The sequence below is a fragment of the Lacibacter sp. genome (genome assembly GCF_035299325.1).
Classification (GTDB): domain Bacteria; phylum Bacteroidota; class Bacteroidia; order Chitinophagales; family Chitinophagaceae; genus Lacibacter.
Genome location: NZ_DATGWT010000012.1, coordinates 128,916 through 141,256 on the forward strand (window position 1 = coordinate 128,916; position 12,341 = coordinate 141,256).

At 39.7% G+C, this 12,341-nt stretch carries 14 protein-coding genes; 11 read left to right on the top strand and 3 right to left on the bottom strand.

Going from position 1 to position 12,341, the window contains the following annotated elements; all coding sequences use genetic code 11:
- Positions 1–55 precede the first annotated feature (55 nt).
- Positions 56–1,231 carry a hypothetical protein gene (locus VK159_RS07990; RefSeq protein ID WP_324229602.1) on the top strand — a complete coding sequence of 392 codons (1,176 nt, stop codon included), beginning with the start codon at positions 56–58 and terminating at the stop codon, positions 1,229–1,231.
- A gap of 248 nt (positions 1,232–1,479) precedes the next feature.
- Positions 1,480–2,913, top strand: coding sequence for an APC family permease (locus VK159_RS07995; RefSeq protein ID WP_324229603.1), 1,434 nt, complete (start codon positions 1,480–1,482; stop codon positions 2,911–2,913).
- A 19-nt stretch (positions 2,914–2,932) separates the two neighbouring features.
- Here the strand turns inward: VK159_RS07995 and VK159_RS08000 are convergent, their stop codons facing one another.
- Complete coding sequence (locus VK159_RS08000) at positions 2,933–3,697, bottom strand: oxygenase MpaB family protein (RefSeq protein WP_324229604.1); 765 nt, start codon at positions 3,695–3,697, stop codon at positions 2,933–2,935.
- A gap of 192 nt (positions 3,698–3,889) precedes the next feature.
- Between VK159_RS08000 and VK159_RS08005 the strand changes: the two genes are divergently transcribed.
- Complete coding sequence (locus VK159_RS08005; RefSeq protein ID WP_324229605.1) at positions 3,890–4,183, top strand: hypothetical protein; 294 nt, start codon at positions 3,890–3,892, stop codon at positions 4,181–4,183.
- A gap of 24 nt (positions 4,184–4,207) precedes the next feature.
- Positions 4,208–4,486, top strand: coding sequence for a hypothetical protein (locus VK159_RS08010; RefSeq protein WP_324229606.1), 279 nt, complete (start codon positions 4,208–4,210; stop codon positions 4,484–4,486).
- 34 nt (positions 4,487–4,520) lie between these two features.
- Here the strand turns inward: VK159_RS08010 and VK159_RS08015 are convergent, their stop codons facing one another.
- Positions 4,521–5,273 (bottom strand): sulfite exporter TauE/SafE family protein, encoded by a 753-nt coding sequence (locus tag VK159_RS08015; protein ID WP_324229607.1) that lies wholly within the window; start codon positions 5,271–5,273, stop codon positions 4,521–4,523.
- A gap of 175 nt (positions 5,274–5,448) precedes the next feature.
- Between VK159_RS08015 and VK159_RS08020 the strand changes: the two genes are divergently transcribed.
- Both VK159_RS08020 and VK159_RS08025 read left to right on the top strand, forming a co-directional pair.
- Positions 5,449–6,921 carry an alkaline phosphatase PhoX gene (locus VK159_RS08020; RefSeq protein WP_324229608.1) on the top strand — a complete coding sequence of 491 codons (1,473 nt, stop codon included), beginning with the start codon at positions 5,449–5,451 and terminating at the stop codon, positions 6,919–6,921.
- A gap of 73 nt (positions 6,922–6,994) precedes the next feature.
- Positions 6,995–8,803 (top strand): cytochrome c peroxidase, encoded by a 1,809-nt coding sequence (locus tag VK159_RS08025; RefSeq protein ID WP_324229609.1) that lies wholly within the window; start codon positions 6,995–6,997, stop codon positions 8,801–8,803.
- 28 nt (positions 8,804–8,831) lie between these two features.
- Here the strand turns inward: VK159_RS08025 and VK159_RS08030 are convergent, their stop codons facing one another.
- On the bottom strand, positions 8,832–9,002 hold the full coding sequence (locus VK159_RS08030) for an LPXTG cell wall anchor domain-containing protein (protein WP_324229610.1): 171 nt from the start codon (positions 9,000–9,002) through the stop codon (positions 8,832–8,834).
- 277 nt (positions 9,003–9,279) lie between these two features.
- Here VK159_RS08030 and VK159_RS08035 point away from each other — a divergent pair, with 277 nt between their 5' ends.
- The 5 genes from VK159_RS08035 to VK159_RS08055 all read left to right on the top strand — a co-directional run.
- Positions 9,280–9,579: a hypothetical protein gene (locus VK159_RS08035; protein ID WP_324229611.1), complete on the top strand. Its 300-nt coding sequence runs from the start codon at positions 9,280–9,282 to the stop codon at positions 9,577–9,579.
- Between the two features lie 176 nt (positions 9,580–9,755).
- On the top strand, positions 9,756–10,457 hold the full coding sequence (locus VK159_RS08040; protein ID WP_324229612.1) for a hypothetical protein: 702 nt from the start codon (positions 9,756–9,758) through the stop codon (positions 10,455–10,457).
- A gap of 5 nt (positions 10,458–10,462) precedes the next feature.
- A complete protein-coding gene (locus VK159_RS08045) occupies positions 10,463–11,305 on the top strand; it encodes an ABC transporter permease (protein WP_324229613.1) in 843 nt (280 codons plus the stop codon).
- Positions 11,302–12,087: an ABC transporter ATP-binding protein gene (locus tag VK159_RS08050; RefSeq protein WP_324229614.1), complete on the top strand. Its 786-nt coding sequence runs from the start codon at positions 11,302–11,304 to the stop codon at positions 12,085–12,087. Before VK159_RS08045 ends, VK159_RS08050 begins: the two co-directional genes overlap by 4 nt.
- Before the next feature lie 16 nt (positions 12,088–12,103).
- A partial coding sequence (locus VK159_RS08055) for an MlaD family protein (RefSeq protein WP_324229615.1) occupies positions 12,104–12,341 on the top strand: 238 nt, incomplete at its 3' end.

Sequence of the window (12,341 nt, forward strand, 5' to 3'; positions counted from 1 at the left end):
CAGTCGGCCAGGGTGACGGAACACAGAATACCGCCACATCGCCAATGCGTTGCCGTTGGCTGATATTATGAAGACCCTACTATCAATATCATATTTCCTACTCTGTGCAAATTGCTTTGGACAGACAAAGCTCCAAAAACTTATTGTCGCAGAATACAGAATAGACAGTCCACGAATTGGAAACTTTACATATCTCGTTTCTTACAATTTTGCAAATGGACTTTTGCTTTCAAAAGACACAATACTTGGCGTGCCTACCAATAGAAAAGGTATTGCAGGCTCATATGTTAGGTATGATCTTGGAATAAATTTTATTTATAAAAACAGGTATGTAATATCAGGTATAGGAAATGTAATAGACATTAAAACTAAGTCGTTGGTCATGGAAGAAAGCGACGACTTTATATCAGCACAGGGCGACACTTTAATTTTTCACAGGGATAATATATTTACTGGTACTGGTTACTTAATGCTGGATTTAAAATCAAGACAATACAAATTTATCAATCAAGATAAATTGGATAAAGACAAAAACAGGAGAAGTTCCCCAGACAAATTACATTATCTCTCGATAGACCAATCAAAACTTCCATACAAAATATGGTTATACAATTCCGACAGTAAAAAGAAATTGGTAGTTCAAGACGCTGGACACGGACCTAACATAATGTACTCAAGTCAGTTCCCAACAATAGAAACAACTTGGCTAAACAATCATACTTTTCTCTATGCCGTACATGAGACTAAGTTTGACGATGAGAAAAAAGATTATTCAAAAGTTACACTTCGTCAATATGACATAACCACTAATTCTGACCAAGTATTCTTTGTTCTGGATTCAGTCAGCAATGGAAAAACAAATGGAAGATTTTTTATTGACAATGTTGGACAATTAATTTATAGAAGTAGTGGCTGGTCTTATCATTTAGTAGATACAGTGAATCGACTTTTAATAGATTATCCTTTTTATGAATTAGGCTTTGGATTTTCGACAGCCAATAAAGCAGAACAAGACGGAACGGTTCTAAAATACAATAACATAGACATAGGTAAACTTTGGTGTTCAAATGAAGTAGTCGGTGAAGATGTAATTGCTGTAGAGTTTGGTGACATTGGTTCTAATCTTGCATATCCAAAAGGATTTATGACTTGGTCAAAACAAACAAATAAATGGACGATAATAAGCATTCCGTGGCTTTCAAATCTCATCGGTTGGGTGAACGAAGAATAACATCAGTCAACATTGGTATTGCCAATAGTGGGGCTTGACATTGGAACAATCAGCAGCGGTTCCGGCGGACGAATATAAAATTCCCCACCATCGGCAATACTTGCCCGTTGGTGCACAGGATTAAAAACGTCTGCCAAAAGGTGTCACTACCAAAAGCGGACTTCAGCTTTCACTTTATTCAGTTATATTGAGTAACAATTTCAGCAGTACAAAATGCAGCTGAGATAAGTACCAAACCATCCCACTGTATGTCACCAACCCAGCTGAAAAAAACCATTGGCCTATGGTCTGCCACGTCTATTGTGATCGGTAGTATTATTGGTGCGAATATTTTTATGAAGCCGGCTACCATGGCTGCACAGTTGGGTTCTCCTTATTTAATTTTATTGGTATGGCTTATTGCAGGCGTTGTTTCGATGTTTGGTGCGATGGCTTATGCTGAACTGGGTGCCATGTTTCCTGAAACAGGCGGGCAGTATGTGTACCTGCGCTATGCCTTCGGCGATTTTATTGCTTATCTCTACGGCTGGGCAAGTATTGCAGTGATCAATACCGCTTCTATTGCTGCTATTGGTTTTGTGTTTGCTTCCTACACCGGTTATTTTATTGCTCTGCCGCAATTCAGTACAGAAGTTCAGCAATCAGTTGTGTTACACATTCCATTGATCGGAGATATTTTTCCATTACAGAATTTCGGAGTGAAGGCATTAGCGATCATTATGATCATGGGATTAAGTGTAGTGAATTATTTGAGTGTGCGTTCAGGCAATGCCGTGCAGTTTATAGCAACCGTTTTAAAAACAGCGGCCATACTATTACTGGTATTGGGTCTCTTGTTTTCGGGTAAGGGTGATACAGCAAATTTCATCACCAATGCACCCGGCTTTGACCTAACGGGATGGAAACTGATTGGTGCGTTTATGGCTGCCACCACAGGAGCATTTGCCGCTTACGATGGCTGGAATAATCTCAACATGGTAGCAGGTGAAATGAAAGAACCATCTAAAAATATTACACGCAGTTTGATGATCGGCTTATGGACCTGCATCATTATTTATATGCTGGTTACACTCGCCTACATTTATGTATTACCCATTGAAGTAATGGCTACATCGCCGCTGGTTGCCAGCGATGCAGCAGCAGTGGTAATGGGTTCAGTTGGCGGAACAGCCATTGCCTTACTGATCGTGATCTCAACCTTTGGATCAACCAATGTAAACCTGCTTGCCTGCGCAAGAGTGATTTTTGCAATGAGTGATTCGAAAATATTTTTTAAACATGCAGGTGAAGTGCATCCGAAATTTCATACACCGGGTAATGCTGTTCTGATTCTTGGTGTGTGGAGCAGTTTGTTTGTGTTGAGTGGTTCGTTTGATCTGCTTGCTGATATGTTTATTTTTATTGGTTGGGTATTTTACGGACTTGTTATACTGGGGCTTTTCATTTTACGAAAACGCATGCCAAATGCAGAACGTCCGTACAAAGCATGGGGTTACCCGCTGGTGCCAATTTTATTTTTACTTTTTACAGGGTTGTATATTGTTACCACACTTTATAACGACATTACAAATTATGTTGAAGGGAAGTCGACCATCATCAATTCTGTTTTTGGATTGCTGTTAACTGCAGCAGGTATCCCTCTCTATTTTTATTTTAAGTGGAAGAATAAAAAGCAAGTGTAGCGACTGACCTGATCAGCTTTTATCCCGCATAGACATCCAGTTCGTTTATTTGTGCTTTATAGCCGTGAGGCAACAGAATATTTTTAAGCATCCAGTCCATCTTCATCAGTCTGCTGATCTTATACAGCGGCACAACGGGAGTAAGCAACGAATGATCACGGAACTGCAACAATTCTTTTACTTTATCCGGCACCACTAATTTTTGTCCTTCGATCAACACTTTAAACCGCATGGTGCCGAGATGCTTTTTATATTGTTTAAAAAGATCGGCCGTGTATTCACTCTTCTTCAGATCGGCTGTTAAATGTGCTTCCCGAACCGGAAGCCATTGTACATAGGTATGTGGCAGTTCTTTCAATTGCATTCTTACACCCACACGATAAAATACGTTGTACACTTCTTCTTTTTCTTCATCACTTAATTTTTCTTCGAGCAGCTCATACGAGGCAATGGAATAATAGATCAGCATAAACAGCACATCACGGTAAGCCCAGTCGGGTATGTTGTATCCACGGCTATGTTCTACAGCCGCATGAATGTGATGCATGGTATCAATTGCCTTATTGGCTTCATCTGTTGAAGAGAAAACAATCTTTCTGGCATAGGAAACTGTAGAAAATAAACGACCCAATGGATCGGAAGGCAATTTGCCTGTAAAATAAAGCCATTCCACAGCTTTATTGAGTGCAAACTCTGCCGAAGCTCCTGCAAAAATAAACAGCACAGTATCACTCTTGCCCCAGATCTTTCGCACAACCGAGTTATTATCAACAAACATTTTCATACACAACTCATTTCTATTTGGTTAACTATCAACAGCTACAATCCGTAACAGGCAGCCTGGAAACCACAGTTCGCTAAACAGCAGTTCAACTTTCCCAACACGCAAACAATATTTTTTAAAATCATTTGACTGGTTCACAAATATACACTTACTTTGTATTTCAAAGTGCTTTTAAAATATTAAACTTTCTGTATGACCTACAAACTAAACATTGGAACTGTTATCAGCCGGATCTTTGGCATCATTGTTTTTGCCATTGGTATTGTGAATACATTTTGGGGAAACGACGCAGGGTTCGGAATTTTTTTTCTTCTACTCTCCTTCGTTTATTTTCTTCCTGTAAGTGAGCTTTTCAAGAAAGTAACAGGTTTCTCCATTCCGAAAATTGGATTACTAAAAATTGGTCTTGGCTTCTTTATCATCTGGGCATCATTAGGTGTAGGTGAATTGTTCGATAAGATCGAACTGATGCTGGGAGACTTCTGATTAATCATGACTAAAGAAACTATTATGCAGCAAAAACTCAGCATACCCACTATTATCAGTTGGATATTAGGCTTACTTGTGTTTACCATAGGAATGCTAAACCTGATACTGATACATCCGGTTCCGGGAATAATTGGACTGCTTCTTTCTTTACTTTTTTTACCGCCGGTAAATGATTTGCTGATGAAGAGGTTTGGCTTTGCCATTCCCTTTGCTGTAAAAGTTGTTCTGGCACTTTTTATTTTCTGGTTCACCTTAGGCATCAGTGATCTCGGTGATGTGATTGATGATTGGATCCGTTAAAAAGATGTAGAGTCAGGATTGGGTAACAGCTGCTTTACCTTTTCAGCAACATCAACACTGAGCCTGCCAATGTTAACAGCAACACCATCTTACGGTAATGCAGGTCTTTTATTTTTTCTGTTAAGCGAATTCCAAGTAAAAAACCCAGCAGCAATGCAGGTAATAACACGAGATCGGTTTGCAGTGTTTGCAAATTGATATTCTTCCAGTAAAACACCTGGAATGGAAGTTTAAATAAATTCATCACTAAAAAGATCCATGCGGCTGTACCAATAAAATCATTCTTTGGTAAACGCATGGCAAGAAAGTACAGATTTGCAAACGCACCTGCAAGGTTGCCGATCATTGTGGTAAAGCCTGCAGCTAAACCGGTGCCGGTTGCAAACAAAGGATGCTGTGGTACCGATGTTGATTTGCGGAATTCCATCCATAACACAATGGCAATGGTAATAACAATGATAACGGCCATAACTTTCCGAAACACCTGTTCATCCATATCCTTTCCCAAAAATACCCCGAGCAAAATACCAATGATCATCCACGGAATCAATTTCCAGAAATGTTTCCACTGTGCATGGCGGTTGTAATACGATACTGCACCAATATCTGCAACGCATAACAAAGGCAATACAATACCAGTTGATGATTTTCCTCCAAACACAAGCGCCATAATAGTTACGGCCAGCATATCAACACCTTTCAATCCGCCTTTTGCCAATCCAATAGCAAAAGCAGCCAGTAAAATAAAAACCCAGTATGAGAGAGGATACAATGAGAGGATGTCCATGAACTGTAAAGAAAAGAAAAAACATTTATTGAAAGTTGTTTTATTACTGCAGGCAGACGGTGACAAAAAATCAAACAAAACAGTTTGGGTAACAATTTGCTAACGGCTTCTTCATTTTGCAGTAACAATTTGGAAACACTGCACGCTCATCTTAGCCGCAACAAAACTTACCATTATGCTTCGTTCAGTTTCACTGGCATCAGTTGCCATTGCAGGGTTGTTGTTCTCTTCCTGCTCTAAAAATGAGAACAAAAATTTCTACAACAACGACATTGAATTTGCCAACAAATCAGTAAACCCTGCTCTTGCATTTACAATGCCGGGATTTAATAATGTGGGCATTTACACACTGCTCAGCAGTGATGATGTGTTAAGTAATTCACCTGGTTTTGTGTATGGTGCACAGCCTGATGGTGCAGGTTTATTAAAAGATCCTAACAGTGATGGCTATGTGCTTATTACCAATCACGAGATCATCAGATCAGTATCAAGAGTTTTTCTCGACAAAACATTGAAGCCCACAAAAGGCGAATATATTGTTGATGCAATTGGTGGTGTATGGCGTTTATGCTCTGCAACAATGGCCACTCCGCAAGAGCATGGCTTTGGTCCTTTGTTTTTAACTGCCGGTGAAAGCGGCCAGGAAAGCATGGTACATGGTATACATCCCGGCAGTCTTGTTGGTGACAAAGCCAGGACTGATCGTGTATTACCGGCACTTGGTAAAGCAAGTATGGAAAATGCTGTGCCGCTTACCAAAATTGCTTATCCGGGAAAAACAATTGTAATGATTGGCGAAGATCAAAGTTACAGCAGCAGTCATTTAAGTGCAGGACAGTTAGCAATGTACATGAGTAATACTGTAGGCGATTTAAACAATGGCAGCTTCTTTGCATTGAAACGCAAAGATGGCAACCAGGTTGAACTTGATATGACCATTGGCAATTCTTATGATGTGGAATTTGTTGAAATACCAAATGCAAAAAACATCAGCGGTGCACAAATCAATACACAGGCAAATGCTTTAGGTGCTATCCGTTTTTCACGGGTTGAAGATGTTGATTATGGCAAAGGCAATCCATCAAATAATCGTGATATCTATTTTGTAGCTACAGGACAGTCTCCAGATGGTGAAACCAACCAAACAGGTTATACTATGTGGGGACGTCTGTACAAATTAACCATGCAAGCGGGTGATCCTACAAAAGGAAAACTGGAAGTATTGGTTGATGGAGATCTTACTCCGGGCACAGGCATCATTAATCCGGATAATGTATGTGTAACTGAAAACTTTGTTTACATACAGGAAGATGGTGACTCCTATTACCCAGGCGCTACACATGATTCTTATGTTTGGCAGTATGATATCAAAACCAAACAAAACAAACCATTCCTGAACATGAAGCATAACAGAACAGATGCAGCATGGAACAGCAAGTATAATACGGTTAACAATAATCGTTTGGGCAGCTGGGAATGGGGTGCAATGTGGGATATCTCTGATATTGTTGGTGTACCGGGAACTTTCCTTGCAAACATTCATCCACACACATGGCAGGATAACAAATTTTTCAATCCTGACGGTAGTGGCCTGAACATAAACCGTGAAGGCGGGCAAACCGTTATTCTCCGTAACGTACCAAGATAATTATACCAGGGGCAACATCGGGAACCTCTGCTTATGCAGAGGTTCCTTTCTTATTTGATCAAGGTTTTACAACATGAAAAAGAACGCAGCGTTATTTACACTTCTTATACTCAGCTTATTTACATCATTACAATTCTGTAATAAGCCTGCCCCTTCTGTTGATGTAATAAGAGAGGAAGTTGTAAAAGAAATTGAAACGCTGCAGTTGTTCATCAAAGACAGTTTGCAGTACGCAGCGGATACTGATACTGACAGCAAAACGCTGCAAACTCAATTTGAAAAAGCAAGATCCAGCTACAAGCAAGTTGAATGGGCAATAGAATATTTTATGCCCACCACTGCAAGGTTTGTAAACGGCCCGGCATTAGATGAACTGGAGATCGAAGAGAATACTGCGTTTGAACCGGAAGGGTTCCAGGTAATAGAAGAATTGATCTATCCCGCCCTTGATACAAGTAACCGGCATGAACTTATTCGTCAATATAAAATTCTGCAAAGTACATGTGAGCGTATGAAAAACCATTTCAGTGCAATCAGCTTCACTGAAGCACAGGTGATGGATGCCTTGCGCCTGCAGGTTCACCGGATCACCACACTTGGAATTACCGGGTTTGATAACCCCATTGCATTGAATGGAATTACAGAAACAGCGTGGAGCTTACAGTCAGTTGATCATTATTTCAGCCTCCTTCAAAAATCAGTTGCACATAACAACGATAAAGAAATTACTACCCTGCACAAACAACTGCAGGAAGCTATTAGGTTTTGTAAGCAACAACATCATTTCGAAACATTTGACCGTGCTGTTTTTATTACGAAACATCTTAACCCTATCAGCCTTACCTTATACAATTTCCAGGTAGCAACAAAAATTCCATTCATCAATGATGGAAGACCTTTCAGAAGTGATGCACCCACCTTATTTGCTGCAAATAGTTTTGATGTAAATACATTTATCCCATCTCCCGAATACAAAAGCAATGCAGACAAAATAAAATTAGGTGAGCGATTGTTTTATGACCCTGTTCTTTCGATCAATAATAAACGCAGCTGTGGCAGTTGTCATTCACCTGAAAAAGCTTTTACTGACGGTCTTGTTACAAGTGTTTCGCTGAATGGCGGCTTTATTAAACGAAATGCAGCATCACTAAACTATGCTTCATTACAACATGGACAATTTTGGGATATGCGCCGGCCTGATCTTGAATCGCAAACAGCTGATGTAATTGCCAACAAAGATGAAATGCATGGCTCTTTAAACGATGCTTCTGTAAAATTGCAGCAGCAAGTTTCGTATAAAGAATTATTCAGCAAAGCGTTTCAATCAACTGATTCGATCAAAGCGTGGCAGATACAGAATGCATTGGCCAGTTATATCCGCTCACTGGCAGTTTTCAATTCACGTTTCGATGACTATATGAATGGGGACAGCAGCCAACTAAACAAGGAAGAGATCAGTGGCATGAATCTTTTTTTAGGCAAAGCAAAATGCGGCACCTGTCATTTTCTTCCCTTGTTCAACGGAACAGTTCCTCCGTCGTTTTCAAAAACAGAAAGCGAAGTGTTGGGTACACCTGCAAATGCATCAGGCACAATAGAGGACACCGATAAAGGGCGCTACGATCAGCATCAGATGCCACAGTTATTCCGTGCATTTAAAACTCCTACGGTTCGTAACATTTCACTCACAGCACCTTACATGCATAACGGTGTCTATAAGACATTAGAGGAGTTAGTTGAATTTTATAACAAAGGTGGTGGTGCCGGAATAGGATTAAAGACCGACAACCAGACATTGCCAACAGATCCATTAAACCTAACCAAACAAGAGAAGATACAGCTGGTTGCTTTTATGCAATCGCTTACAGACATGACGAAGTAAAAACCATTTCAATCAGTGAAATAACTTATCACTTTGTTATTTCGTCTATCTGCACATCCCCTTCTTCATCCTTTGATTTGTGGTAATCTTCGTTCACCAGGTGCTCAAATTCTTCTTCGTCTTTCATATTCCTTCGAATAAGAAAAACAACCAATGCAATCAATAAAATCCCTACTCCAATGATAACGGGCCAGTTCATAAAAAATGGTTTCCTTAAAGTTGAGAACTTTTCGGCAGGTTTGTATGAATTCTGTATTAAGTTTTTGCTGTCCGGAACCAACAAACCCCCTGAATTACAGGTGCAAACAGCCAAATTCGCATGCCATTTCGCAAAATGTGTGAATGATATAAGTTTTGATTAAAAGCCTGTAACAGCCAATAATCAGATTTGAAGCACCTTTAGCCCACTGCACGAGGTTGGCATAGTTTGTGTCCGCAATCGTTGCAGGTTTTCTCAATCATTTAATTACAAGATCATGAAAACAGTAAAATACATCCTTGTGGTATTTGTGCTATTTCTTGCAGCTCCGGCTTTTGCCAACGTTGTTTCCGATTCATCGGTTCGTGTTGAAACTGAAGTACGTGTTAAACAATTAACGCAACGCCTTGCAGAGGTTAAAGCTATTGACAGATCTGCTTTATCCGCTGAAGAAAAAAAGGCATTACGTAAGGAGAAAAAAGAGCTTAAAAAAGAATTGAAAGTCATAAGCGGTGGTGTATACCTTTCAGTTGGAGTTCTCCTCCTCATTATCATTCTCCTGATTATCCTTCTTTAAAAAAACCGCAACAATCACCTTCAGACCAAAAAAGTAATACCTGTCCCTTTGCAACTGTTTGTATGGGATGGCAAGTGAATGCTTTTGCCATAACATCATAAACAACAATATTCAATTTGCACTAACCTGCAAACGGAAAGGCAATTGCTTTTCCTGTCACTTACATTATTTAACACATGAAACGCTTTACCAGGGATAGTATCTCTACTTTTTTACAAGTACTATTAGTTATTTTTCTTTTTGGTTACTCCGCTGTAAAAGGTAACCCTGAATCAAAAGAAAACGCAATTGCTAATTCAGCTGCAGCATTTTCAGGAGATGTGGAATTAAATGCTCAAATGGTTGATTTGTGGGAGCAACATGTTGCCTGGAACAGGAATGTAATGCTTTGTATTGTAGATGAATTACCGGGAACTGCACTGGCCATTGAGCGCCTGCAACAAAATAAAATTGAAATAGGTAACGCCCTCAAACCATTTTATGGTAATGAAGCTGGCGAGGAATTAACCGCACTGTTGCAGGCACATGTAAGTATTTCAGTTGAAGTGATGCAGTTTGCCAAAGAAGAAAAGCAAGTTGAATTGCAGGAAGCAAATGACCGCTGGTATGCAAATGCCGATGCCATTGCTTCCTTTCTTGCAGACATTAACAGCTATTGGGCAACAGATAAAATACAACTGATCATTAAAGACCAGTTACGATTTACCACAACACAGGCTGTTTGCCGTATCAATAAAGACTACCCTGCCGATATTATTGCTTATGATAAAGCCCATGCAGATGTTTTACTGATGGCCGAAATTTTTGCCAATGGTATTGCCAATCAGTTTCCTGAAAAAATAAATCCTGTTGCAGATGTATTGATGATCAATCATTAAAAAATATGGCTATACTTAAAGCTGCAGGAAAATTAAAAACGATCGCCGGCAAACAAACTGTTCTTCTCAGTGAAAAGGCGATTGCAAATACAAAAGATGCGGGCAACTTCTTAACAGATATTGCCGACATTTTTTTATTTGTGGGACGCATTATCAGGGAAACATTCAGCGGTGGTTTTGAATTCAAAGAATTTCTCCGGCAATGTTACCAGATCGGTTACAAATCATTACCGTTGATCTCTATTACGGGAGCCATTATGGGTCTTGTATTAACTATACAATCAAGACCGGTGTTAGCCGATTTTGGTGCGGTTACGATGTTGCCGAGCATGGTTAGTCTTTCACTCATCAGAGAAATGGGTCCTGTTATTACCGCACTTATCTGTGCAGGTAAAATTGGTTCGGGCATGGGTGCTGAACTTGGGTCAATGAAAGTGACCGAACAAATAGATGCGATGGAAGTATCATCCATCAATCCCATTAAATACTTATTAGTAACAAGAGTATTAGCGGCAACTATCATGATTCCATTGCTCACTATTTATGCCGATGCACTGGGTATTGCAGGCAGCTGGGCCGGCGCTAATATTAAGGGCGATGTATCACTTGTCCTGTTTTTTTCACAGGCGTTTGCACCTGTTGAAATGATCGATGTACTCCCTGCCGTGATCAAGACATTCTTCTTTGGTGCGGTTATTGGGTTGGTTGGTTGTTATAAAGGATATAATGCCGGCAGTGGCACACAAAGTGTGGGTGTTGCAGCTACCTCTGCCGTTGTAATGGCATCGTTACTGGTGTTTATTGTAGATATGATTGCTGTACAAATAACTGATCTCATTATCTCATGAACAATGTAACAGAACAGGATATAACAAATACAGTACTGAAAACAACTGTTGAAAACCCGGTTATTGATATCAGGCAGCTGAAAAAATCATTTGGCAGCCAGGAGATATTGAAAGATATAACGCTTCAACTTGCTTCGGGTGAAAACCTTGTGGTAATGGGAAAATCCGGTTCAGGAAAATCAGTATTAATAAAATGCCTGGTAGGACTACTGAAGCCTGACAGTGGCAGCATTACTATACTTGAACAGGATGTAACCGGCCTACAACGAAAAGAATTAAATGAACTGCGGCAAAAGATCGGTTTTCTTTTTCAGAGCGGTGCGTTGTACGATTCAATGACGGTGAAACAGAATATCGAATTTCCATTGCGACGAATAAAAAAAGGGCTGACTGAAAATGAAATTGCAGCAAAGGTGCAGGAAGTGTTAGAGAATGTTGACCTCGTAGATGCATTGAACAAAATGCCATCTGCACTATCAGGTGGCATGCGCAAACGTATCAGTCTTGCAAGGACGATTGTGGTTGATCCGTTGATCATGTTGTATGATGAACCAACCACCGGACTTGATCCTGTTACATCAGATGAGATCAGTGCGCTTATTATGGATGTTCAGAAGAAATATAAAACATCTTCTATCATCATCACACATGATATTAAGTGTGCCTTACATACTGCTAACCGTATGATCATGTTGAAAGACGGCACTGTTTTTAAAGAAGGAAAACCGGAAGAGTTCAAACAATCAACTGACGAATACATTCAATCATTTTCTTTTCAATAAAGAAAAACAATTTACTATGGATACAACATCACAATCATATAAAATAAAGCTGGGTCTGTTTATTCTGGGAGGTATTTTACTATTTGCAGTGGTACTGTTTATTATTGGCAAAAAGAATAACCTATTCACGCCCGTCTTTACAATCTCCTCTACATTTAATAACGTAAGTGGTTTACAGGTAGGTAATAATATTCGTTTCTCCGGTATTACAATTGGCACGGTTGATGATATTACGATCATTAACGATTCCACGG